This is a genomic window from Microbacterium sp. Y-01, from assembly GCF_003856715.1.
Classification (GTDB): Bacteria; Actinomycetota; Actinomycetes; order Actinomycetales; family Microbacteriaceae; genus Microbacterium; species Microbacterium algeriense.
Genome location: NZ_CP024170.1, coordinates 2356664 through 2380381, shown reverse-complemented (window position 1 = coordinate 2380381; position 23718 = coordinate 2356664). Strand labels below are relative to the sequence as shown.

General features: G+C 69.1%; 25 protein-coding genes, 1 tRNA gene and 1 pseudogene. 8 read left to right on the top strand and 19 right to left on the bottom strand.

The window, feature by feature from the left end; genetic code table 11:
- Positions 1-64 precede the first annotated feature (64 nt).
- Positions 65-1195 (top strand): FAD-dependent oxidoreductase, encoded by a 1131-nt coding sequence (locus CSX12_RS11250; RefSeq protein ID WP_206427073.1) that lies wholly within the window; start codon positions 65-67, stop codon positions 1193-1195.
- A gap of 123 nt (positions 1196-1318) precedes the next feature.
- On the opposite strand, the pseudogene CSX12_RS11245 reads toward CSX12_RS11250, so the two are convergent.
- Positions 1319-1585 (bottom strand): annotated as a pseudogene (locus CSX12_RS11245) (ISL3 family transposase); the annotation flags it as partial.
- Positions 1586-1977: 392 nt separating this feature from the next.
- A protein-coding gene (locus tag CSX12_RS11240; protein ID WP_124895830.1) for an IS3 family transposase occupies positions 1978-3215 on the bottom strand; the annotation gives its coding sequence in 2 pieces (ribosomal slippage) (positions 1978-2930 and positions 2930-3215; 1239 coding nt in all).
- Between the two features lie 134 nt (positions 3216-3349).
- Between CSX12_RS11240 and CSX12_RS11235 the strand changes: the two genes are divergently transcribed.
- The 5 genes from CSX12_RS11235 to CSX12_RS18715 all read left to right on the top strand — a co-directional run bounded on the left by CSX12_RS11235 (position 3350) and on the right by CSX12_RS18715 (position 7078).
- The gene (locus tag CSX12_RS11235) at positions 3350-3604 is read left to right on the top strand and encodes a hypothetical protein (protein WP_124895829.1); all 255 of its coding nucleotides are present in this window, start codon (positions 3350-3352) and stop codon (positions 3602-3604) included.
- A gap of 791 nt (positions 3605-4395) precedes the next feature.
- Entirely contained in the window at positions 4396-4935 is a 540-nt protein-coding gene (locus CSX12_RS11230; RefSeq protein ID WP_124895828.1) for a hypothetical protein, read from the top strand.
- Between the two features lie 33 nt (positions 4936-4968).
- Positions 4969-6069: an acyl-CoA desaturase gene (locus tag CSX12_RS11225; RefSeq protein WP_124895827.1), complete on the top strand. Its 1101-nt coding sequence runs from the start codon at positions 4969-4971 to the stop codon at positions 6067-6069.
- Positions 6066-6716, top strand: a complete 651-nt coding sequence (locus CSX12_RS18720) for a diacylglycerol kinase family protein (protein WP_241160439.1) — start codon at positions 6066-6068, stop codon at positions 6714-6716. Before CSX12_RS11225 ends, CSX12_RS18720 begins: the two co-directional genes overlap by 4 nt.
- The gene (locus tag CSX12_RS18715; RefSeq protein ID WP_241160438.1) at positions 6707-7078 is read left to right on the top strand and encodes a hypothetical protein; all 372 of its coding nucleotides are present in this window, start codon (positions 6707-6709) and stop codon (positions 7076-7078) included. The genes CSX12_RS18720 and CSX12_RS18715 overlap by 10 nt, the downstream gene beginning before the upstream one ends.
- A gap of 59 nt (positions 7079-7137) precedes the next feature.
- Here the strand turns inward: CSX12_RS18715 and CSX12_RS18495 are convergent, their stop codons facing one another.
- A complete protein-coding gene (locus CSX12_RS18495) occupies positions 7138-7302 on the bottom strand; it encodes a hypothetical protein (RefSeq protein ID WP_164479568.1) in 165 nt (54 codons plus the stop codon).
- 169 nt (positions 7303-7471) lie between these two features.
- Here CSX12_RS18495 and CSX12_RS11215 point away from each other — a divergent pair, with 169 nt between their 5' ends.
- Positions 7472-7888: a hypothetical protein gene (locus CSX12_RS11215; RefSeq protein WP_124895826.1), complete on the top strand. Its 417-nt coding sequence runs from the start codon at positions 7472-7474 to the stop codon at positions 7886-7888.
- A gap of 341 nt (positions 7889-8229) precedes the next feature.
- Positions 8230-8303, top strand: a tRNA-Pro gene (locus tag CSX12_RS11210).
- Positions 8304-8511: 208 nt separating this feature from the next.
- On the opposite strand, the gene CSX12_RS11205 is transcribed toward CSX12_RS11210, so the two are convergent.
- The 16 genes from CSX12_RS11205 to CSX12_RS11130 form a co-directional block, all read right to left on the bottom strand.
- Positions 8512-9741 (bottom strand): site-specific integrase, encoded by a 1230-nt coding sequence (locus tag CSX12_RS11205; RefSeq protein WP_124895825.1) that lies wholly within the window; start codon positions 9739-9741, stop codon positions 8512-8514.
- The gene (locus CSX12_RS11200; RefSeq protein ID WP_124895824.1) at positions 9725-9937 is read right to left on the bottom strand and encodes a helix-turn-helix domain-containing protein; all 213 of its coding nucleotides are present in this window, start codon (positions 9935-9937) and stop codon (positions 9725-9727) included. Before CSX12_RS11200 ends, CSX12_RS11205 begins: the two co-directional genes overlap by 17 nt.
- Entirely contained in the window at positions 9934-10458 is a 525-nt protein-coding gene (locus tag CSX12_RS11195) for a hypothetical protein (protein ID WP_241160610.1), read from the bottom strand. Before CSX12_RS11195 ends, CSX12_RS11200 begins: the two co-directional genes overlap by 4 nt.
- A 142-nt stretch (positions 10459-10600) precedes the next feature.
- Entirely contained in the window at positions 10601-12322 is a 1722-nt protein-coding gene (locus CSX12_RS11190) for a TraM recognition domain-containing protein (RefSeq protein ID WP_124896878.1), read from the bottom strand.
- 53 nt (positions 12323-12375) lie between these two features.
- Complete coding sequence (locus tag CSX12_RS11185; protein WP_124895822.1) at positions 12376-12888, bottom strand: hypothetical protein; 513 nt, start codon at positions 12886-12888, stop codon at positions 12376-12378.
- 53 nt (positions 12889-12941) lie between these two features.
- Entirely contained in the window at positions 12942-14444 is a 1503-nt protein-coding gene (locus CSX12_RS11180; protein WP_124895821.1) for an ATP-binding protein, read from the bottom strand.
- The gene (locus CSX12_RS11175) at positions 14441-14908 is read right to left on the bottom strand and encodes a hypothetical protein (protein WP_124895820.1); all 468 of its coding nucleotides are present in this window, start codon (positions 14906-14908) and stop codon (positions 14441-14443) included. Before CSX12_RS11175 ends, CSX12_RS11180 begins: the two co-directional genes overlap by 4 nt.
- A gap of 41 nt (positions 14909-14949) precedes the next feature.
- Positions 14950-15741, bottom strand: coding sequence for a hypothetical protein (locus CSX12_RS11170; RefSeq protein ID WP_124895819.1), 792 nt, complete (start codon positions 15739-15741; stop codon positions 14950-14952).
- Between the two features lie 50 nt (positions 15742-15791).
- The gene (locus CSX12_RS11165) at positions 15792-17258 is read right to left on the bottom strand and encodes an SCO6880 family protein (protein ID WP_124895818.1); all 1467 of its coding nucleotides are present in this window, start codon (positions 17256-17258) and stop codon (positions 15792-15794) included.
- A 6-nt stretch (positions 17259-17264) separates the two neighbouring features.
- Entirely contained in the window at positions 17265-18617 is a 1353-nt protein-coding gene (locus CSX12_RS11160) for a conjugal transfer protein TrbL (RefSeq protein ID WP_124895817.1), read from the bottom strand.
- Between the two features lie 28 nt (positions 18618-18645).
- The gene (locus CSX12_RS11155; RefSeq protein ID WP_124895816.1) at positions 18646-18915 is read right to left on the bottom strand and encodes a DUF6112 family protein; all 270 of its coding nucleotides are present in this window, start codon (positions 18913-18915) and stop codon (positions 18646-18648) included.
- Between the two features lie 127 nt (positions 18916-19042).
- Positions 19043-19309 (bottom strand): DUF6112 family protein, encoded by a 267-nt coding sequence (locus CSX12_RS11150; protein ID WP_124895815.1) that lies wholly within the window; start codon positions 19307-19309, stop codon positions 19043-19045.
- Positions 19309-20946, bottom strand: coding sequence for a M23 family metallopeptidase (locus CSX12_RS11145; RefSeq protein WP_124895814.1), 1638 nt, complete (start codon positions 20944-20946; stop codon positions 19309-19311). Before CSX12_RS11145 ends, CSX12_RS11150 begins: the two co-directional genes overlap by 1 nt.
- A gap of 13 nt (positions 20947-20959) precedes the next feature.
- The gene (locus CSX12_RS11140; RefSeq protein ID WP_124895813.1) at positions 20960-21649 is read right to left on the bottom strand and encodes a hypothetical protein; all 690 of its coding nucleotides are present in this window, start codon (positions 21647-21649) and stop codon (positions 20960-20962) included.
- A gap of 52 nt (positions 21650-21701) precedes the next feature.
- On the bottom strand, positions 21702-22718 hold the full coding sequence (locus CSX12_RS11135) for a ParB N-terminal domain-containing protein (RefSeq protein WP_124895812.1): 1017 nt from the start codon (positions 22716-22718) through the stop codon (positions 21702-21704).
- Positions 22715-23626 carry a hypothetical protein gene (locus CSX12_RS11130; RefSeq protein ID WP_124895811.1) on the bottom strand — a complete coding sequence of 304 codons (912 nt, stop codon included), beginning with the start codon at positions 23624-23626 and terminating at the stop codon, positions 22715-22717. The genes CSX12_RS11135 and CSX12_RS11130 overlap by 4 nt, the downstream gene beginning before the upstream one ends.
- Positions 23627-23718 lie beyond the last annotated feature (92 nt).

The following is a 23718-nucleotide window of genomic DNA, read 5'->3' as shown; positions in this document are numbered from 1 at the left end:
CGTCGTGGCAGCGGCCCCTTCCCTTGCGTCCTACCGCTAATCACCAACAGATCGAGGAACCGCGATGACAGGAACTGACGACGGCGTTTCCACGACGCGTTCACCCGAGATAGCAGTGATCGGGGGCGGGATCGTCGGTCTGTCGACGGCGTACGCGCTGCGGGAGCAGGGCGTGCCGGTGCGCTTGTACGAGGCTGGTCTGCCCGGGACGGGTCAGTCCGCAGGCGAGTCGCGGATCTTCCGGCATGCCCACGACGACCCGCGACTCGTCGCTTTCGCGCGCGAAAGCCGCGGCGTATGGGATGAGTGGGCCGAACACTTCGACGTCGAGCTGGTCTCATCAGACGGTGTCCTGGCGATCGGAGACAGCGCCCTGGCGCGGCTGCGGGTGCTCGACCAGGTCGGCGGCGTGGAAGCGCACGAGATCGACGCGGCCGAGGTCGCCCAGCGGATGCCGCTGCTCGCTGGGTACTCGGGGCCAGCGGTGCTCGACGAGTCGGGCGGCGCGATCCGCACCCGCGCCGCGATCACGGCACTCACGGGTGCCCTCGCAGATGCGGTCACCACCGGTGAGGTCATCTCCATCGATCCCCGCGCCGACGGGACGGTCGAGGTGCGTAGCGTCACCGACCGGGCTGTCTACTCCAAGGTGGTCGTGTGCGCCGGCCGCGAAACCGCCCGTCTGGCACGCAGCGTCGGCCTCTCGCTGCCGGTTCGCCTTGCCGCACACGTCCGGCTGACCTTCGACGTGAAAGCCGCCGCCCCGGCACGAGTCGCGTGCCTGCAGGACAGCAGCGGCGTCTTCGGCGAAGTCGGCGTCTACGCGACGCCGCTACCGGGCAACAGCAGCTATTCGGTCGGACTCAGCGACACCGTGGGCGTCCGCGACGACGGAACTTTCATCGACCCGGCGGCGATTCGATCGCTGGACGAACGCGCACGCGAATACGTGACACGGGCGCTGCCTGGTCTCCACCCAGAGCCGCGCGACTTCCTTCACTGCTGGGTGACCGACCTCCCGTGGAGTGAGGACGGCGTGGCCGTGTGGGAGGCAGGCTCTGTCCTTTTTGTGGCCGGTCACAATTTGTTCAAGCAGGCACCTGCGCTGGGTCGCGCTCTTGCCCGGGCTGCGACCGGCGGCGGTCTCCGCGCCGAGCTCACGCACGAAGCGCGCCTCGGCGAGGCCCAGAGCTAGGGCGTGTCTCCCAATCGCGGGGGTGACCCGCAACTCTGGACTCGTCGCGATGGGGTCACGTTGGTGGCTGCGTGTAGTGCGGCGGTGAGGTAGCCCGCGGAAGCACCGACACCTTTGTCCGCGACGACGCACCGCGACCTCAAGGACGGTGGGTCGCCACCCCAGCGGCTCGTGCGCGAGTCGACGGATGACCGTGTCCCGAGCAGCGCCCTCGGCGCCGCAGCGTCGGCACCACTCATCAGGGGTCAGGACCCGGCAGGCGAGCACCGCTCGCGCGGGCTTGAGGCGTTGACCGGTCACGACGAGGTCGAGCTCATCGAGGCGGCAGAACGTGGTCAGGTCAGGGCGGGCGAACGCGCCAGAGCGCTCGCCGGCGGTAGCGTCAGACAAGTCGAGGTCTCTCGGATGCAGCGTGTAGGAACCTTCATCCTCGGGAGACCTCGACGTCTACCCCGGGACCGCCACGCCAACGCCAACTACACCCTCATCTGGGATGAGCCTGATTAGGTCGTCGGTTCGATTCCGACAGGCGGCTCCGGCGAACAGCCCCTGACCTGCGGAAACGCAGGGCAGGGGCTGTTCGGTTCTGGTGGTCGCGCGATGCGCTGGGCTCACGGCTCTGCCCGACACCGACGTCGCTCTCCTCTGCGACGGACCCCTCGCCGGCTGAGCGCTCGCGGCCGGCATCCTGTCCGTGTGCCGGTAGGCCTCGCTCCGCTTGGCAACGCGGCGGGGCGTTGTGTCGCGACCTGGACGTGCGTGAATCGGCCTGACTTTCGTTGCTATCGGGAGCCTTGTCCGGCAGGTGCCGGTTGGGCTGATTCCAGGTCAGCGTAGTACGCGTCCTCGACCTCGATCGGGGTGCGCATGTCGAGCTCGCCGTGGAGGCGCTGGTTGTTCCACCACCAGACGTACTCGAGGGTCGCCAGCTCGACCTGCTCGACGGTCCGCCAGGGTCCGCGCTGGCGGATCAGCTCGGTCTTGTAGAGGTTGTTGACCGCCTCGGCCATGGCGTTGTCGAAGCTGTCGCCGACGGTTCCGGTCGAGGGCACGGCTCCGAGCTCGACGACGCGGTCGGTGTAGACCATCGCCATATAGTTCGAGCCGTGGTCCGAGTGGTGGGTCAGCCCGGTGAGGTCGCCGCCGGCTCCCCAGGCGGCCATGTCCAGCGCCTGCAGCGGCAGAATCTCGGCCTTCAAGGTGGCGGCTACATTCCAGCCCACGATCCGTCGCGAGTAGACGTCGGTGACGAAGGCGACGTACGCGAACCCTGACCAGGTCGCGACGTAGGTCACGTCGCACACCCAGAGCCGGCGAGGGCCGTCGGCGGTGAACCTCCGGTTAGCGAGATCCTGCGGCAGCGACAGCATCCGGTCGCTCTTAGTCGTGAACACACGCTTGGACTTCTTGACGCCGCGCACCCCGGCCAGCCGCATCAGCCGTTCGGTCTGGTCCCGGCCGATCTCCGACCCCTGCCTGCGCATCAGCGCATGCATCTTCCGGCGCCCGTAGACGCCGTAGTTCTCCACATGCAGCCGGGCGATTTCCGGCACCAGCAGGTCGTCGCGCAACCGGCGGGCGGACGGCGCACGGCCGACAGCGGCGCGATAGCCGCGGGAGGTGAGGAAGCCCTGGACTGCCGGGCGCAACACCCGGCAGATGAGCTCGACCCCGAAACGATCCCGGTGTTCGTTGATGAACTGGATCATCTCGGTCAGGGGCGGTCGAGCTCCTTCGCGAAAAACACGCTCGCAGCCTTGAGGATCTCGTTCGCCTTCCGCAGCTCCGAGACCTCCTTCTGCAGGCGTTTGATCTCCGCAGCCGCTTCGGTCGTGACGCCGGGCTTCACCCCGGCGTCGACCTCGTAGCGGCGTTGCCACAGCCGCAGCGTCTCCGGGCTCATGCCCAGAAGGCCCGCGACGTGACGCACAGCGCTCATCATCGTCGGATGCGACGGCCGCGTCTCTGCGAGCATCCGCAACGCCCGCTCACGCATCTCCGGCGAATACTTCCTGTTCATCGTGTTCCATCCTTGCTTGAAGAACGGAACGAAAGTCAGGCCGATTCAGCCTGGAGTTCCTAGGGATTCGGTGGGGTGACTATATCTACAGCCAGATTGGGCTCGCCAAAGCGATCGCGAGCAACTATAACTCGGTGAAGCACGCCGATCGTGGCTCGTTTCCTGATCACGCGGAAACCTTTCTCATCGGTGACGTGAACGAACTCGTGGTTCGGCTCCTTGCTGTCAGCCTCACCGGACAGGCGGATGAACTGCTAGGTCGATATCGAGAAGGCTCTGAGCTCTGGGACATCAAACAACGCTTCGATGCGTACCGCGTCCGCATCGTTGACGACCGAGGGACGTGGCAAGCCATCCCCGCCGAAGAAGGAGCGGCGGCGGAGATCTGAGGGTGCGTGAGGGGGTCGCGCGGTGTGGACGCAACGGGTGCTGTTCTGAGCCGACAGATGCTTACCAGCGAACCGCGCCGGGTAACTCGTCGCGAGATGGGGACAAAAAGGGGACCAGAATCATGCAAACCATGCATGTCGTGACGTGTTCCGCACGCTCAGGTCCCTGGAAACACGCGGGTTCTAGCCCAGCGAGGCCATCTGGACGCCTGGGGGACGGGTGGTCGCGCCCTGATGGTTGTGCGAGGTAGATCCTTCTCTTTTCTCTGATCAAAAGATGAATTGACCGCCTTCTGGAATCTTCTGTTCGACGCGTCAGGGGGCGTGGAGGGGGCCAGAAGGGGACCACAGCGTCTTCGGGCCCACCTGACCGCGAGTTGTGAACTGTGGCGACAGCGATGTTGAACAAGATTCGCGAGGCGAAGCCTTGAATCTCATGATCGGTACATCGAGGCATTCAACGCGCTGATCGACCGCTACGTCGTCGCCCGGGGGCGTGCGATCTGAGTGAGATCGTGTAGACGCCGGGCACCCGGCGCCCGAGAAAGGCCCCCGTCGGGGCGGTGGAACTGCATCGGCGGGGGCCTTCCCCGTACCTCGGGTGCCGGAGACCACCTTGCCCACAGCATCGACGATGTCAGCTTCTCGGTCGGAGAGAGTCGGATCACCGGCTTCCCCGGACTCGATGGGCTCTGGCTGTGCTGTCCGGGGACGTTGTAGGGGTTTTCCGCGCCGCGCGCGGGTTTGGTTGAACCTGTGAGGCGTACATGTTGGGGGCGTAACGTCGGGCTATGGAGACACAGACACGAACGAGCGGTGCAGATACCGCGACGCTGGGCCTGGGATCGGTGCTGGTGGGTTCGCTGCCTGCGGCGCTGATGACTGATGAGGCCCCGGATCGTTACACGGTGGAGGCGGTGTTCACGCGCCGCCCCGAACGGGACGAGATCACGGAGATCCTGGGGAGCGAGACGCGGGAACGTCTTGCGAAGGCGGGGTACTCGACCGTAGAGGTGGCGATCTCGGATCGTCGCTTGGAGATCGCGAACACGAATCTCGAGGAGTTGCGCGACGGTCTCGGTGGGGTGCTCGCCGACCGGCTCGCGGAGATCAGCGAGGGTGTCCGGGCCAGGCAGGATGCGGCGGCGCTCCGGTTCCGCGAGGCGGCCGCGGGCGAGCATGACAGAGCGGCCTCTGTCGCGGCTCTCGCGGAATCAGTAACGTTCCGCACCTCCGGGACACGAGTGTCTGAGCGGGATCGGCGTGCCGCGGCGACCGACGATCGTGCCCGCATCGATGACTGGACTGACGAGGGTGGTCACGGGCGTTGATGACGTCCGTGACCCTAGGATGCGAGGCGCATCATGGATGGGATCCGTTCGACCACACCGCGCTCTGCAGATCGACACGGCGGTCGGGCCGGTAGCGAGTTCACGGCCCTGGCGAAGACGATCCGGGATCAGGGGTTGCTGCGTCGCAGGTATGGGTATTACTGGTCGAAGCTGATCGGTCTGCCGCTTGTGCTCGCCGGTGGTCTGCTGGTGTTCGTGTGGATCGGTGACACCTGGTGGCAGCTGTTCACGGCGGTGTTCCTGGCGGTGGTGTTCACGCAGATCGCCTTTCTCGGGCATGATTCGGCGCACCGGCAGATCTTCGTCTCGGGTAAATGGAATGACTGGGTGAGCCTCGTCCTCGGCGACCTGCTGGTGGGGATGAGCTACGGATGGTGGCAGCACAAGCACACCCGCCATCATGCGAATCCGAACAAGCTGGGGTCCGATCCGGACATTGAGTTGCCGGTGATCGTTGTGGCCCCGGAGCGTGCCGTGCCGAGAGGGCGGGTCCTGTCGTGGTTGCGCTCGCATCAGGGGATCTTCTTCTTCCCGATCCTGCTCCTGGAGGGTGTCTCGCTGCATGCGTCCGGGGTGCGCCGGGTGGTCACGCGCGGGCCGTTGAGCAGGCGCGGGGTCGAGATCGGGTTCCTCCTGATCCGGCTGGTCGGGTTCCCCGTGCTCGTCTTCCTCGTCCTGTCGCCGGGCATCGCATTCGTGTTTCTCGCTGTGCAACTCGGGCTCTTCGGGTTCTACATGGGCGTCTCGTTCGCCCCGAATCATAAGGGGATGCCGATCGTGCCTCGTGATGCGAGCTTCGACTTCCTGCGCCGCCAGGTGATGATGAGCCGGAACGTCCGCGGCGGTCGTCTGCTCGACACCGCGATGGGCGGGCTGAACTATCAGATCGAGCATCATCTGTTCCCATCAATGCCGCGTCCTCACCTGCGCAAGGCGGCGCCCATCATCGCCGCCTACTGCCGGAGCCATGATGTGCCGTATGCGCAGACCGGGTTGCTGGCGTCCTATGCGATCATCGTGCGGTACATCAACCGCGTCGGCCTGGGGGAGCGTGACGTGTTCACCTGCCCCCTGGTCGAGCAGCGCCGCTACATCACCGCAGTCCCGCAGTGAGCACGCGCGACCACCCCGCAGCAGGACGACGGCACGCCGCCGTCGTCTACAACCCCGCGAAAACCCCGCTGGAGCGGCTTCACCCCGTGGTCGCGGAGTGTGAGGCCGAGCACGGGTGGGCGCAGACGCGCTGGTACGAGACCCGCAGCGACGACGCCGGCCGGGCCGCCGCGGAGCACGCTCTCGCTGCTGCTCCGGCGGTGGTGATGGCCGCTGGCGGCGACGGCACGGTCCGCGTCGTCGCGGAGGTGATGCAAGGGACGGACATCCCGGTCGCGCTGGTTCCCCTGGGCACCGGCAATCTTCTTGCTCGCGATGTCGGTGCGCCGCTCAACGACATCGCCGCCTGCGTTTCCGCTGCGTTCGCAGGTGAGGACCGACCCGTGGATGTCGGGGTGGCTGAGCTCGAGGACGAGAGCGGCGCCCGGCGTTCGCATACGTTCATGGTCATGGCGGGTATCGGACTGGATGCGGAGATGGCGGAGAGCACGAGCACCATTGCGAAGAAGCATCTCGGCTGGTTCGCGTACGTCACACCGATCGCCCGCTCGGTCATCGCGAACAAGCTCTTCCATCTCGACTACCGAATCGGGCGCACACGGTCATCGTCGGCAACTGCGGAACACTCACCGGGAACATGCTCCTGATCCCCGCTGCGATCATCGATGATGGGCTGTTGGACGTCGTGATGATGCGGCCGACAGGACGCTTCGGGTGGGCGCGGATCGGAACCCGCCTCACCCTGCAAGGCCTCGCCCGCCGCTCCCCGCTCAGCCGCAGGCTCATCCAGCAGACGCCCGACCTCCACGCACTCGCATACGTTCAAGGAACCCGGTTCGAAGCCCGGTTCGACGCCCCTCACCTCATCGAACTCGACGGCGACAGCTTCGGCCACATCACCCGTGTCCGCGTCAGCGTCCGCCCAGGCGCCCTGCACGTACGCGTGCCGGCCCAAACGATCGTGGTGGAGAAGAGCACCACGGCCCGGCAGCGGCCGTCACGCCCGTAGAAACCCAGGCGCAACGGCAAGGAATGTGGACCGCGCTCCGTGCGTCCCGCGCGGGGCGACTACGCCTTGGCGCGCTTGGCGCGCTGCCGGAGTATCCCGAAGATCAGGGTGCCGACGAAGAGCACGATTCCGATGATGGCCAACCAGAGCAGGCCCTCGAACACGAATCCCACGATCGACAGCACCACCCAGGCCACAAGCAAGATGAGAAGAACTGTCCACATGCTCCTCACGCTACGCTCAATCGCCCGAGAAAACCGGTGATCAACGATATTGCCTCTGCGCGATCTGTTCGGGCCTGCGGCTGGCCGGAGGATTCACAGCACGGGCTGACATAGTGGGAGAGTGCTCCGCCTCGGTGATGGCATACCGATCCGAGGAGAAGGGGCGCTCATGCCCGCATGGTGGGAACAACTTCTGCACATCACAACCGGTCGCATCAGCCGCCACCACGAACTCCCCGATCTCCGGCACCTTCCGACACGGCCTGTCGTGCTGGAGCGAACCCACTACCTTGTGAACGATCGCGAACGCGACAGTCAAGCGCCCCGCACCTACATCCTCCGCACCCAGCCCCGCACGCGACGATCCCCCGCCGGGGTCGCCGTCACCTCCAACGGACGCGGCGTTGGACATCTGCCCGCCGATGCAGCAGACGCCATGGGCCCGCTTCTCGACCAACTCGGCGGAGCGGCAATCGTCAACGGCACCGGACCGCAGGCGGGAAGCATCCGACTCCGAATCGACCTGCCAGCCCCTGATGCGGTCGGCAAGTTCATCCATGCACTCGGCAACGCGAGCTCAGGATGACGCTCAGAGTTTCTTGATTAGCATGACGCGGAAGGCAGCTCTGCATGTTGCATCCGCCGCGCCAATCGACTCCCAGCGGGAACGCCCTCGGGGGACCAGAAGGGGACCAAAACCATGCAGATCATGCATCCCATGACATGATCTGCATGATGAGAGGCCCGCAATCATGCGGGTCGCGAGTCCGAAGTCGCCATCTGGACGCCTGGGGGTCAAGTGCGGTAGCGGCTGTTTCAGCCTGAAAAGTGAACAACGGGATGTGGCGCAGCTTGGTAGCGCACCTGACTGGGGGTTAAGGGGTTTACCCCTCCCGGACGGCCCAGAACAACTGAAAATCCATGCCACGGGCTGTGGCGCAGCTTGGTAGCGCACCTGACTGGGGGTCAGGGGGTCGCAGGTTCAAATCCTGTCAGCCCGACGTAAAAGCCCAGGTGAGAGTAGGTTTCTCACCTGGGCTTCTTCATGTTCAGGGGTCGTTTTCCGTGGTCCCCCTCTGGTCCCCCCGGCGCTCTCGCCGGCGGTCACCTGTGGCCGAACGGGGCGCCTTGAACCCGCTTCCTGTGGATAAGGGGACCAAAAGGGGACCAGTACGCTTCCGGGAGCACTCCCGCGGGCGTCGGAGCGCATCACAGGCCCCTGGTCGCGGGGCTGCTGCGCCGGGCGTGCTTGCGTTGTCCGGCGGCGGAGAGGAAGGCGTTGGCCTGCTCGGCGGCGGAGGCGAGGTGACGGTCGTCTGGGTGGAGGTAGCCGCGGGTGGTCTCCATCGAGGCGTGCCCGAGGATGTCTTGGAGCACGTGCAGCGGGATACCGGCATCGGCCATCCAGGTCGCTCCGGTGTGCCGCAGCCCGTGCCGGGTGAGGTCGGGCAGTCCGAGCTTCGCGACGATGCGGTCCCAGTTGGTGGCGTCACGGACGGTCGCGGTGGTGAGGTAGCCGCCCTTCGGACCGACCAGCAACGAGTCCTCCGGCTGCTTGCCATCGGTGAGGCGTTCCAGCACAGGACGGAGCGGTTCGAGGATCGGCACGCGGCGTTCTTTGCGGCTCTTGGTCGGCTTGGTGACCAGGCCGCCTTTGCCGGGGAACACCTGTCGGCGGATCACGACGAGGTTCTTGCCGAAGTCCACGTCCCCGACCTGCAACCCGGACACCTCCGAGGACCGTGCGGCGAGCAGCGCGGCGAGCATCACGAAGTCGCTGTAGGACTGGTGCACCTTCCCGCACGCCCTGGCGAGGCGGTTGAGGGTCTTCATGTCCGGGATCGCGTGCGCCCGCGGGGAGGCGTGTTCGGCGGACTGTCCCCGGAAGGCGTTGCGGTTCAGGCTCCGCTTGGCGCGGTTCTTCGCGGGGTTGATCTGGATCAGCCCGTCCCGCACGGCCTCATCGAGCACCCGCACGAGCGGGGCGATGGTGTTCTTGATGGTCGAGGCGCCGTGACGCTGCTCCCACTCATCGATGGTGCGGTCGATGATGCCCGCGGTGATCTGGGTGACCGGCAGGTGCCCGAGCGCGGGCAGCACCCGCAGCTTCAGCCCGTACCCGTAGGTCTCCCCGGTGGAGGTCGGGTCCAGGCCGCGTGCCCACCTGTCCCCGATGGAGGTGACGAACTCCAACAGCGTCATGGATACGTCCATGCCCTTGGTTGATGAGTTGCGGAGCTGGTCGAAGAAGGCGTGCGCTGCCGCCTCGTCGCGCACGATCTCCGACCGGATCACACGCCGCTTGGTCGTCGGGTCCGTCCACCGGGCGCGGGCACGAATGCCGTAGGAGCGGCGCTCCATGTCCGTGGAGACCTTCACCCCGATCGGCGGCACCGGCTTGGGCGCAGCGGTCGGCTGCGGCTCAGCCCTCCGAGGCATGGTCGTGTTCCAGCTCGCCCAGCCAGCGATCCACGGCATCGAGCCGGTACCGGGCGATTCCGCCAAGCCGCAGGAACGGCGGCCCGGTCCCCGCGGACCGCCACCGCGACAGGGTCGACTCCGACACCTTCAAGTACGCCGCGACCTCCCGGCTATCCAGCAACGGCGACACCACGAGGGTTCCGTCGTCGCTCATGACAGTTCTCCGGTGTCCGGGTCGAGGTCGCGGTAGAAGGCTTCCTCGGCCTCGCGGCGGGCCTGGACGTCGGACATGACGAACTCCACGAACTCGGCGTCGCGGTCGATGATCGGGATGTCCTCGATCGGGTCGCCGGGTTCCTCGCCGGGCCAGACGGTCTGCCGGGTGGGGCGGTCGTGGTCGAGCCGGGTGCCGCAGGCGGCGACCCATTCGCGGAGCCGTTGCCGCGCGTCGGCGAAGTCGCGGTGCCAGCCGAGCGGTGCGCTGCCGTTCTGGTCGGGGTCGTAGGCGCAGAGCCAGTGCAGGTGCAGCGCGCTCAGCTCCCACATCAGCTCGGGGTGCAGGTGCCAGGCGGGCGGGACCACGGAGGCGGGGAGCCCGTAGGTGTGGCGCAGCCAGTCCACCCAGCGGTTGAGCTCCAACCACTCGGCCTCGGCGTCCTCGGCACTCAGCAGATTCCAGTTGATCGGGTGCGGCGGCTCGGCGATCAGCGGCTCGTCGTAGCCGTCGTCGTCCATCTCGTCCACATCCGAGTCGGGAACGTCGTTCGTCGTGGCGTCGCCGCGGGGTTCGTCGGACATGCTGTGCTCCTGTCTGCTCTCCGGCCCCGGTGGCACCGGGCCGTTGTGGCGGGCAGGTGCTCCTTGCCGCGACCGGCGTTCAGGTGTCGGAGCGGCGCAGCAAGGCTTCTATCTCGGTGCGGTCGGCGACGAGCTGGCCGGCGTCGGGGCGCTTGGGCCACGGGTGCAGGTCGGTGACGATCGGTGGTGCGGAACGCAGCAGCACGATCCCGGTACCGAACGGGAGCCGGCGGATGCGGTCGGGCGGGAAGATCGGCACCCGGCGGACGGACCTCTGGTTGGAGCGGGTGCCGTGGTCGCCCAGCGTCACGGAGTCGGTGTATTCGTCGCGTTCTCCGACCAAGGCGCTGAGGTCTTGCAGGTCTCGGCTGTTGGATGCGCCGCCGAGGATGACCTTGACGATGGAGGCGTCCCAGATCGCGTTTGCCTGGTGCTCGTTCCACTTGTCTCGCGCCTGTGCGAGCGATTGGAGCACTGGCATGGTGGTGATCCCCGATCCGCCGCCTTCGGCCATCAGCGTCGGCAGGGAGGGCAATGGCGAGAGGTTGGCTATCTCGTCCAGCGCCAGCAGCATCGGCGGATCGAGCCGGGCACCGGCGGATCGTGCGGCCAGGCGGCGGGCGGTCTCGATGAGGTCTTCCACGAGTGCGGCGACCAGTGCGGCGCTGGCTCCCGCACCGGAGCCGGTTGCCAGCAGGAACAGCGTGCCGCGGTTGCGGATGAACGCTTCGGGGTCGAAGCCCTCGCCGGGGCCGGGTGATACGGCGTCGAGCACGCGCGGGTCGGCCAGCGAGCCGAGAGCCAGGGAGACGCCTTGCCAGATCGAGTCGCGGGTGCGGGGGTCGGAGTCGATCATCGCTTCCAGGGACTCGGCCCATCCGGTTGCCGCCTGGGTGGAGCCGGTCAGGATCGCCACCGCGTCAGCGGCAGCGGTCGGATCGAGAGTCCATCGGAACAGCTTGGCGGGCGGCCGGTTGTCGATCGCTGCCGCGTGCAGCAGGGCTTGCAGCGCAGCCCTCGTCTTGCCCTCCCAGAAGCCTCCGCCATCGACCCCGCCCGCGGACAGGCCAGTGCCGGCGGCGAGCCCGGTGGCGCGGATCATCGCCGTCTGCGGTGACTCACAGCCCCGGATCGGTGACCAGCGCAGACCGGCGGGCAGACCCTCGGCCAAGTGCTGCGGGTCGAAGATCGCCACGGGGCCGATCCTGCGGCGGGCGCGCATGGTCGCGGTGAGGTTGTCCGGCCTGGTCGACGTGACCACGACGGCACCGGGGGCATCGAGGATCGCCGGGATCACCAGATGCAGGCCCTTCCCGGAGCGAGGCGGCCCTATGACCATGATCGAGTCCTCCACGCTCGCCCACACGCTCGTGCCTTTCGAGGTGCCGAGCCGGTAGCCCACGTCCTGCGGCCGTGGGTCGCTCAGACCGGGGCGCAGGTTTCCCGCGCGGCGCAGCAGCGCCTTGTCGGACGCCGCGGCGGCGACCTCGTGCCGGGTGGCGATCCCGGCCATGCGGCGCGGATCGGCTTCGATCCGGTGGGTGTGGCGGCGCAGCCGCAGCCACGCCCATAGCCCGCCGGTGACGAGGCCGGTGAGCAGCAGCCCGGCGACGATCCAGTAGACGACCGGGTTCAGGCCGTCCGCGTCGAGCGCCGAGCCGGGATCGCCGGGGCGGAACAGCACTCCGACCCCGGAGGCGGGATCGCCCGCCGGCTGCGGTGTGCCGGTCAGGAACGCGGCCACCGATCCAGCGGCGCGCAGGATCAGCGCGACGCCGAACAGGACGACCAGCCCGATCATGGCGGCGTTGGTCAGCTCGTCCCCGAACGAGCCGGTCTGCCGGCCCTGCTCGTTCACGGCAGCCGCCGGATGATCGTGGTGCCGGAGACGCGGCCGAACAGGATGACCTCGATGACCCCGCCGGCCCGGTCGACGCCGACTCCGGCCGGGTCGATGGCGGCGCGCGCGGTGCCGGTGTGGGCGGCGTCGGTGTGCCCGGTGACGACGGCGACCGCCACGTCCTCGCCGGGAACGAACCCCGCGCCCTCGACGGTGTGGAACACCGGCCCGGTTGATGACTTCGGTTCCGGTTCGGGCTCGGGGCGGGATCGCCGGCGACGCGCGGCGATGATGTCGGTGAAGGTCGTGCCGTCCGCTTCGCGGACCTCGACCCTGGCCGGTGTCGTCCGGTCGTTCGTGGCGCGGTCGATGATCTGCCCGAACGAGGATCGTCGCCACGGCGGCGCGAAAGGGTCGGGGTCCAGCCGTTTCCCGTCGACGGTGACGGTCACGGTGCCGTCCTCGTGCACGTCGAGCACGACGAGCGGGATGGAGACCGGGACGGGCTCAGGCTCGGGTTTCCTCATGCCGCGAGGTGAGCCCGAGCCCGACCACGCGCCTGGGCCGCGTGTGGTTCCGGTCAGGATTCGTGAACTTGCGGGTTTCCGCCGGTCATGCGGGCGGTGGTGTCGAACGCAGCCAGCTCGGCGGGGTGGAGCTGGTGCTGCACCACGAACGCCCGCTCCTTGATCCGCCAGAGCCCTTGCCCGGTGCCGAGTCCGGGCAGCAGTCGGCGTTCGGTGCCGGTCAGCCCGAGCGCGACGGCAGTAGGGCCGAGCTGATCGGTCTCCTGCCGGTAGACGATCCTGGTCTCGGCGTTCGCCAGCAGGCTGTTCGCCAGCGCCCGGTTCGCCGAGCCCAGGTCGCCGACGTTCTCCAAGTCGGTCAGCTTGTGGAACACGAGAAGATTCGCCAGCCCGTAGTGCCTCGCCAGCCGCCAGTGCGCGTCCATCCTTCGCAGCAGCGCCGGGTGGGACATCAGCCTCCATGCCTCGTCGTAGACGACCCATCTGCGGCCGCCGTTGGGGTCGAGCAGGGCGGCTTCCATCCATGCTGACGAGCAGGTCATCAGCACCGAAATCAGGGTGCTGTTCTCCGTGACTCGCGATAGATCGAGGCTGACCATCGGCAACGACGGGTCGAACCTGACGGTGCTTGGCCCGTCGAACAGACCGGCCAAGTCCCCGGCCACCAACCGGCGCAGCGCGTGGCCGACCTGGCGGCCATCCTCGGTGAGCCGGCCGTCCGGGTCGTCGGCCGGGTCGGGGCGCAGTAGCCGGTCGACCACCATCGGCAGGATCGGCACGTCCGCATCGCGCACCGCCCCGGCAAGGGCGGTGTCGATCGCGGTGTGCTCCAACGGCGCCAACCGCCGATCCAGCACCGTCTCCGTCAAGGCTCCGAGCAGATCGCGGCGCCGCGCCGTGAGGGTGGTGGCCCACTCCTGGTCGGACAGGCCACCGGGCCGGTAGCCCTCATCCAATGGGTTGAGCCTGTTGCCCATCCCGTGCCCGAGGATGATCGCTTTCCCGCCGACTGCTTCCGCGACGCCGGAGTGCTCGCCCTTGGGATCGCCGGGCACGTAGACGCGGTATCCGAAGGGCAGGCTACGGGTGTAGAGGCTCTTGGCGAGCGAGGACTTCCCGGAGCCGACGATCCCGGCCAAGATCAGATTCGGCGCGGTGATGACGCCCTGCCGGTACAACTCCCATGGGTCGTACACGAACGACGAGCCGCTGTAGAGGTCTTGGCCGATGAAGATTCCGGAGGCTCCGAGCCCGGCTTCGGCCAGGAACGGGTATTGCCCGGCGAGCACGGCGCTGGTGTCCTGATGCCGGGGCACTCGGAACCGGCCTGGCGTCCTCAGCGCCGCCCGGCCGGTTTCGCCGGCGGCGGGCAGGTAGACCGTGGCGCGGCGTTCGGCCCGCTCGGCGGCGGCCTTGGCCTGGGCCGCTTCCTTCTCGGCGTGACGCTGCTCGGCGACGAGTCGGGCGGCGGCTTGCCGCCGCTGCTTGCGCAGCCGGCGCCGCTCCGAGGCGGGGGCGACGAGGACAGCGGTATGCAGCTTCTCGCCCCGGCTCACAACGACCGCCCCCGCGTCTCGGAGACCCAACCGCCGGCGGGACGGTCGAACCACGACGAGTCCGGCGCCGGGCGAGGCCGCTGTGGCATGTCCGGCTTGGGCTGCGGCGAGTCCTCGATGCCGAGCAGGGCCAGCGCGTCCGCGTTCTGACGGGCGGCCTCAGCTACCCATCCGGGGAACAGGCCCTCGTGCTCGGGGCTGCTGCCGGGGTTGTCGATGGCGTACTGGCGGGCTTCGCCGGCCGCGGTCAGGTAGCAGGCGAGGTCGCGCATCGCGCGGTCCGGGGCGACCGGCGCTCCGGCTCCGGTGAACAGGTCCCGGCCGTCGAGCGTCTGCCCGGTCGCGGCGTCCTCGATGCGGTAGGCGTATCGCTGGTGCTCGCCCAGCGGCGAGTCCGGCCAGACGGTCAAGGTGAGCGTCCCGACTTGCCGGGACATCGAAGGGGTGGGGTCTGCGCTGCTCATGGCGGGCAGGTGCACGCCGGCGCGTCTCTGTGGTGGCTATGTCAGAGCGACAGCCCGCGGGCGTGCTTGACCGCGGCGACGCCGGGATGCTCGAACCAGCCCCCGTCTCGGACGGCGCTGCGTCGAGCTGCCGTCTCGCGGCCGGCGGTGTCGCGGGTCGGCGGGACGTGCGCGGCGGTGGGCGGGTCGATGGCGTCTTCGGCGGGGATCAGGTGCCGCCGGTAGAGCGCGACGTGCCCGGCCTGTGGGTTGTAGGTCATGGCGTAGTCGCCGGTCTCGGCCTGCCGGTCTCCGGGGTAGACGGGGGCGGTGTCGTGGACGTCCCCGTTCTCGAAGGCGGCGTTGGTGGTCTCCTCGCCGTAGTCCCACATGGACAGATGCTCGATGCCCGCCTCGTCGCCGCCTCGGTCGATGAGGTCGAGGGTCTGGTCGGCCTCATCGCCTTGGAGGAACACGACGCCGATCCACCGCTCGACACGTCGGTCCTGCGGGTTCCAGACGATCCGGCCTGACTGGTTGAACGCGGCGCTGAGGCGGTCGTCGGCCTGGTCGATGAGCGTGCCGGCCTGGTGCAGCTCGTCGGCGGCCGCAAGCGCCGCGGCCGCTCCGGCGGCGTGGTCGCGGGCGTCGTCGGTGACATGGTGCTGACGGGTCAGATGGGCGTTGGCGAGCTGGTCGAGCACCTGCCGCAGCGATCGCAGCCCGCCCAGCAGGTCTCCGATCACGGCGTAGGTGTCGGCCGGGTTCTCGAAGGTGCGGGTGGCGTGCGCGAGCCCGCGCAACGCCTCGTAGGCTTCGCCGGCGTCGCGGGCCGGATCGGTGAACGTGGGCATCACGGGCCTCCTTCAACGAGGGTGGGATGCCTGCCAGGTGAGCGCGACGGTCACACCGTGCGGCACAGCGGCAGCGCGGCCGCCGTGAACGCGACCGCTTGCTGGCCGACGAGCCTTCGGGTCTCGCAGGAGGCTTGGATCGCGGCTTGTTCGATCGCGGCGACTGCGGCTTCCAGCTCGTCGACGCTGGGGGCGGAGACGGAGATGAGGCCGGAGACGCGCAGCACGCCGTGGCCGGCGGTCAGGTCGGCTTCCTGTTGCAGCACGTCTTGGTACTCGGCGGTCTGGGCGGCGTCCTCGATCTGGCCGATCCGGGCGCGCTGGGCCGCATCCGAGATGTGTTCGACCTTCTTCTTGCGGATGTCGCGGGCCGCCTGGTCCGAGCGCATCGGGGTGTAGATCAGCGACACCGACCGTTGGATGCCGGTCGAGAGCAGTACCGGGGCGAGGAACCCCGGATAGACGAGGCTGCGGGGCCATTCGGAGACCCACAGCACGGTGTGCCACGCGGAGTCGGTGCGCAGGTTGCCCCAGGTCTCGGTGACCGCGACCGGGCCGGCGGCGGCAAGTTCCTGCCCGAGCCGCCCGTGCCGTTCCAGCGTCGCAGCGACGGCCGGGTCATACGCCGAGCGGAGGATGACCGCGACCTGACCGGGACCGAGCCACCCCGAAGGGGTCAAGTCCGCAGACCGTAGCGCGGCGACGAGCGTCGCCATCTCCTGCCGGAGCACGGCGGCGGCACCGCGGATGCCGCCGCCGGCGGTCCTGATCTGCCGAGCGGCGACCCTCATGTCCAGCGAGAGGCTGACCGTCGTGGCGTGCCGTTCCCCGGCGGGGCCGGCCCGCTCGATCAGCTCGCGGTAGGTGGTCGCGGCCCAGGAACCGTCGTCGGTTCCGTGCTCGGCCCACCACTCCGCCAGCCCGCTACCGGAGTCCGGCAGGGTCCGTTCCAGCACTTGCAGGGTCGCGATCCGCCCCGACCGGCAGACCGTGGCGAGCACCCGCCCCCACGAGGTGACCCGTCGCTCCTGCTCGCCGGGGTCCAGCAAGATGAAAGCCGGATGCGTCACTTCCGTCACGACCGTCAAGGTCGCCTGGCGGGGGTCGTGGATCATGCACGCGCCGGTCTCGGGGTCCAGGTGCTCCCGCAGCCGGGCCATGTCGCCGGGCAGCGCGAGGTTCCCGGCCGGGCGGGGCTTGACGATCCGCCGCCGGTAGAGCAGTTGCCCGCCGGTGGAGCGCCACAGCCACCAGAGCGCGACCGGGAGCCACTCGACCATCGGCCTCCCGGCGACCGGCACCCAGGTCAGCACTACGGCGAGCACCCAGACCGGGGCGGTGTAGGCCAGCAGCATCCCGGCACCGCCGTAGAATGCGGCCAATAGGCTCAGCCCGCCGATGCCGAGGGTGACGAGCTGAGAGACCGAGAGGCCGAGCAGCACCCCGCGGCGGGTGAGCCTGCTGAACTTCATCGGCGTCAGCTCGCTACCGGGTGTCTTCTGTTCCGTGGCGGGCATGGCCGGTCACTCCTTGCCCGATGGCGATGCCGTGGGGTTGGACGGCTCGGTGGGAGTCCGCGGCTGCGGCGTGGACGGCGGCGGTGTCTGCGACGGCGGCGGGGTGCCGCCGTTCTGCCCGCCTGCGGCGTCCGCGGCGGTCTCGGCCTGGCCGGCCAGCGCGTGCCCGGCCTTCGGCCCGGCCTCGGCGGCGTCCTTGGCGACCTTCGCTCCGATCACGACGGCTGCCGCCGGTCCTGCGGCGGCCCCCGCTCCTGCTCCGGCACCTGCCCCGCCTCCGGCGCCCGCGCCCGCTGCGCTGGCTCCGCCCCCTCCCGCAGCCGGCGCGGGAGCCTTGGGCGGTGGCGTTCCGCCCGATCCGCCACCGGACCCACCACCGTCCTTCGGGTCTTCGAGAACCTTCTTGGGCTCGCCGCCGCCTTGGGGCTTGGAGGGGATCGGGACGGGACGGTTGAGTGCGTTCTTGGCTTCCTGCTCGGTGCCCATCTGCTGGTAGAGGTCGAAGCCGACGAAGGAGACGAAGCGGTAGACCATGTAGGGCGCGAACGCGGCGATGCCCATGAGCACGATGCCGGTGATCGGTTCGGTGACGGCGGCGATGTCCAGCTCGATCGGGGTGGCGATCTGCGTGATCGCCAGCAAGAAGATGACGACGAGCACGAGCTTGCTGATGATGAGGGCGATCACGAACGCTGCCCATTTCCCGATCCACCCTTTGGTGGCGTCCCAGGACGCGCCGGCGAACGCGATCGGTGCCAGCACCACGCCGACCAGCAGCAGCGCCTTGCGGATCAGCAGGCTGAACCAGACGATCGCGACGGCGGCGATCATCAGCCCGGCCAGGAAGATCGTCACGATCGCGCCGACGCCGGGCGCGGCGATGTTGATGCCGCTGAGCCCGGCGGCGAGCAGGATGATCTTGTCGCCCATCGTCCCGGTGGTCTCGCCGGACGCCTGGATGATGCCGATGCAGAGCTGGTCCACGATTTCCAGCGCGAGCGCGGTCAGCGTGACGACCACGAACGCGCCGAGCACCGACTTGGCCGCGCCGAGCGCTGCGCGGGACAGGGCGGTCGGGTCGCGGCGTATCAGCCCGGTGATGAGTTGCAGGCAGAAGAAGATGAGGACGAGAAAGACGCCGATGCCGAAGATCAGGTTGTAGACGCTGGTGAACCCGTCCGTTTGGACATCGACCAGCGTGGTTGTGTCGAACACCGACCACATGGCCTCGATCAGCCAGCCGGCCGCGCCGCCCATCGCCTGGGCGAGCCAGTCGAACGGGGCGGCCACGACCGTCGCGGCGGCCTCGCCGGCCACGTCGCAGACGGTCGAAATCACGGGAACGTCGCAGACACCCATCACGAATCTCCTGCTGTGACCGGCGGCCCTATACGGCCTGGCCGACGTTCCAGAAGAAGTTCACGAGCGTCACCGCCGCGCCGCAGATCACCGCGGCACCGCAGGAGATGAGGACGCCCAGCTTGCCCCTGCCCGAGAGGTGCGGGTTCGAGCTGTTGGCGCCGTAGGCCCACACGATCGCGCTCACGATCAGGGCCAAGACGGACAGGATCAGGCCGACCGTCATCACGGCGCCGACGATGGTGCGGAGCTGTTCGATGCCCGGCAGTCCTGAGCTGTTGGGGTCAATGTCGATCACGGCGGTTACTCCCTCGCTGAGCGGATGGCTTGTGGCGGCGAGGTAGGCCGGAGAGCGACTGGACGCTGGCGAGGGCGTGCGGGCATGAGAAAGGCCCGCCCGCAGGCGGGCCTTCGCTCGGTGCGGGTCAGAGCTGGTTGCCGAGGGCGATGAGCCAGTTCACCCACGCGACCCCGGCGCCGGCGAGCGCGGCGGCGCCGATCCCGACGAGCACGCCGACCCGGCCTTTGGAGGCGAGAGCGGGGTTGCCGTGCGAGGCGCCGAACGCCCAGCAGATCGCGGAGACGATGACCGTGAGCACCGCGACGATCAGCACGATCGTCAGCAGGGCGCCGATGACCTGTTTCAGATCGCCGATGCCGCCCAAGCCGTCGAAGTCGGGGAACACTCCCATTACGCACCGCCGGCTTGGACGGTGATGTGCAGGTGGTCGAAGTGCCCGCCGGTCACGTTGCCGGGGTCGTGCATCCCGCCGCCGTTGTACGGGCGCCAGCCTTCGGCGTCGCGGGCCAGAGACCATATCTTGCCTTGCCAGATCAGGTACTCGACGCCCATGACCTCGGCGTGGTCTTTCAGCCAGTTCGTGAGCGTCCATCCGGCTTCGAGCTGCGCGGGCGTCGGGTACTGGCCGATGGCGTTGCCGAACGTCACGTCACAGGCGCGGCCCAGCGGGTGTTCGGAGACGGTGCCCGGACGGGGCGAGTAGCACGCCCATGAGGTGTCGGGGAAGGCGGCGCGGGCCTGGGCCATGACGTGCGCCATGCGCGCGGTGATCTGCCCGCTGCTGGTGGGGTCATCGACCATCCGGTCGGGGTCGCCGTCCAGCGGGGCCAGCGCGCCCGCGGTACCGCCGCTGGCGTCGCATCCTGCGGGGCTGCCGACGCTGGCTTCGGGCAGGTCGGCAGCGTTGTGGTCGTTGAGCCACTTGGCCGCGTCGACGGCCTCACTGTTGGTGCCGCCGGGGCGGACCTCGAAGTGCAGGTGCGGTCCCGTGCTGTTGCCGGAGCTGCCGACATTGCCGATGTGCTGGCCGGCGGTCACCCGGTCACCCGCCGAGACGTGGATGCCGGACTGCCACATATGCGCGTAGGCGGTCGCCACCGTCGCGCCGTCGATCTGGTGCTCGATGACGATGAGCCCGCCGTAGCCGCCGGAGAACTCGGCCACGGTCACGGTGCCGTCTGCGGCGGCGAGGATCGGCGTGCCGTCCGGGGCGGCGAAGTCGGTGCCGGTGTGGAACGACGGCTTCCCGGTGATCGGGTGGATGCGCGGCCCGAACGGTGAAGTCAGCACCCAGGTTCCCTCGGGGAGCGGGAACACGACCCGCGAGGACTCCGCGACCGGACCCGCCGCCAACGGGGCGGCGGCCGGGCCGGCCGCACCCGTCGCGCCGGTGAGGGCGTCGAGGATGCGTTCGGCGACGGGCTCGTAGTTGCGGTAACGGTCGGGGTAGGCCGACACCTCGACGGCCTGCGCGGCCTCGCCGGGGTCCATCTGCGCCCAGCCGGGGATGTCCAGCAAGCCGCGCGGGCTCGGGTAGTTCGGGCCATCGGGTCCGCCGTAGAACGCGCGGGCCTGATAGGTCGTGTCCATCAGCTCGGCCACGGTTCCCCAGCCGGATTGCGGGCGCATCTGGAACAGGCCGAGGGAGTCGTGGTCGCCGCCGTTGCCGTCGTTGGGGTAGTTCGCGGACTCGGGGTAGGCGCTCGTGTTGGCGAGCTGGCGCAAGGTGCTCTCGGTGAGTGCAGCCATCAGCGCGATCTTGATGCCGGGTCGGCCCACGCCCTCGATGTCGCCTCCGACCGTGATGATCGTCGCCGCGTGCGTGAGCTGGGTCTTGTTCAGCGTGAACGTGGTGCCATCTTGCGTGGTGACGGTCAACGAGTCAGGAACGTTGCCCACGGTGACGCTGCCGCCGGGGACGGCGCAGTTCGCGGCGGCGGGGTTCATCAGCACGCCGATCGACAGCAGGACGCAGGCAGGGCCGAACAGGACGAAGGCGAGTCCGAGGATGAGGAGCTTTTTGACCACGACGTGCCCTCTGTCATCGCAGCGGGTTGTCGAGCTGCGACAGGCGCAGCACATGACACAGGCCGGTGCGGAACTCCGGTGCCGGGGGCGGGCACGCCAGGAACACGGTGAACGACACCGGGTGCTCGCTCGTGACCGCTTCGCCGTTCCAGACGCCCTCGCGGTGCCGGGTTCCCTCGATCGTGACCGCGGTCGCACCACGCGGGAGCTGGCCGGGCTGAGCCTGCTCGACCGCAGTGTCCCATGCTTCGGGCACGAATGAGGACTCGATGGTGAGGTGCTGAATGGTCGCGTACTTGCGCAGCTCGATCCACGCCTCCCGCGACGGGAGATAGGAGGCGAGGTCGGCGGCGAGGCCGGCCTGCTCGGTGCCGGATGGATCGCCCACCGCGAGGATCACGCTGGTGTAGTCCAAGGGCATCAGCCCCGAGCCGGTGTCCCACGCGAACAGGGCCTCGGCGACGTTGCGGGCGAACTCGTCGGGATCGCTGGACGGCGTGACCTGCGGCAGCCGTGGCGTGCTCGGCCCGGTCTCGCCCGGCGTGGTGACGGTGGGCTCTGATCCGGGATCGGATGCGGTGGATCGTTGCGGGCCGGCGATCAGCCCGTAGACGCCGATGCCGACCAGGATCAGCAGGACGAGGCCGGCGGCGATCACGGCGATCAGGCGGCCACGGGACCAGGAGGCGGGATTCGTCTTCATATCGCCAGGTGTTCGCCGCCCGGAACGAGAGCGACGGCAACGGCGACTCCGGTCAGAGGGCGCGCAGCAGCGGCCGACCGGCCTGCTCGGCGACGGTGGTGCGGGCGGTGCGGAGCCGCTCGGCGAATTCTGTGGTGCCCTCGACGGTGGTGAAGAACGCCTCGGCCTGCTCGTCCGTCAGTTCGACGGCCAGCTCGTCCACGTCGTAGTGGGTCCACCACGCTTCCAGGTCGCTCCAGGTCAGCACGAACGCCCGCACCGGGTATCGCGCCGGCCCCTCGTCCTCCACGACCGGGCGACGCTTCGGCGTGGCCGGCTTCGTGGCTTTGCTGGTCTTGGCGGCGTGGACGCGGGCCAGGGCTTCGTCGGCCAGCTCGTGCAACCGCCGGTCCCGCTCGCTGTCGGCCTCGGCTTGGGTGTCGCGCAGGCGCTGGAAGATCGGGTTGACCGGCGCGCCGGCTTCGATCTGCGCCAGCCCGTCCCGCGCCTGGGCACGCACCGCCTCGGAGACAGTCGGGTCGTCGGCCAGGTGTTGCAGGTAGCCGATCTGTTCCAGCCGGCTGTAGGACGCCGAGCCGGTCACCATCCGCGCCGCCTGTGTCCGCGCGTCCCCGAGCTGGTGCTGCTCCGATGGTCCCGCTGAATCGGCGGGACCATGCTGTCCCGGTTCGTGGCCCTCGTGGAACTGGGTCTTGGCCTTGCGGCGGGCGGCGTCCTCGGCCATGAGTTCCTTGATCTCCCGGTACAAGGCGGCGGCCTCGATCGGGGTGAGCGGCTTGTGGAGCTGGTTGTCGTCCTGCTCGGCCAGCAGATGCCCCAGCCGGTCCGAGATGCCGGAGCGCACCCACACGCTGACGCGGCGCCAGCCGAGCTTCTTGATCGCCGCCAGCCGGCGCGCCCCGCACACCAGCACCCCGTCCGGGGTGATCGTCGGGGGCTGCAACAGGCCGTCCCGGTCGATCGACGCCGCGAGTGCGTCGAGGTCGCCCAGGTCCGTGCGGTGCCGGTTGCCGATCGTGATGGAGTCCACCGCCCGTTCCATCTCTATGTGCCCGGCCGGTGCGCTCATCCCGCACCCCGCGCCTTCCTCGTGCCCCGCGTGCCGCCGCGCGACGTGGTGACGCCCGGTGCGGCCAGCGAGAGGGTGAGCACGAGGTCGTCATCGCGCAGCAGCACCGGCAGCGTCTCGCCGATCAGCAGCCGCAACAGCACGCCGCGTCCTGCGCTGGTCGCCGCGAGCGCCGGGTCCGGGGTCCCGAGCAGGGCGCGCAGCAGCACCGCCCAGGAGCGGCCCGGAAGGTCGATCAGGGCTCGGGCGTGCTTGTCGCGTCGCAGCGTCTCGTAGGCGGTGTGCCGGTTCCCGACGCGGGTCAGCGCCACGCAGACGTGCTCCACCGCCGAGCGTGCCGTGCCCTCGGGCCAGTCCAGCAGCATCAGCAGCGTGATCGCGTCCTCGACCGCCGACGCCGCGGTGGTCGCTGCCGGCTCGGCCGGTGCCTGCTCCGGGGTGTCGTCGCGGTCGTGGGCGTCCTTGATCTGGAACGCGGGATGGTAGTCGCTCAGGACGTTCTCGCGGTCGGAGAGCCGTTCGGGGTCGTGGAAGATCGAGTAGCGGGGCCGGCGTGCCTGGTGGGTCGAGCACAGCAGCCCTTGGCCGCGTTCCTCGGCGATGCAGGTGATCCGCACCGCGTGGGTGATGACCGCCCATGGGTCATCGGCGGTGCGGGCGGCCTTGGTGCGCATCACGTCGAACGCCGCCGACGCGGCCTCCCACGGATCGAGCCGGTGCTTGTGCGCCAGCGCCGCGTACTTCTCGGCCGCGAAGGCCATCAGCTCTGCCGCTACCGGGTCGTGCTCCCAGGCGCCGTGACCGGCGGCGTGAAGCCGTTTCAGCAGGGCACGCAGGCCCTCGCTGGTGCGGTAGTCCTCAGCCGGCCGGCCGCTGGTCTCGCTCATGGTGCTGGTGTCGTTGGTCATGGTCTGGGCACCTCCCGGCGGCGAGGTGCACCCGCAGACGACTGCGGGTCTCGCTATGACGGAATGGGCGCCCATGACTCATCACCACCCGG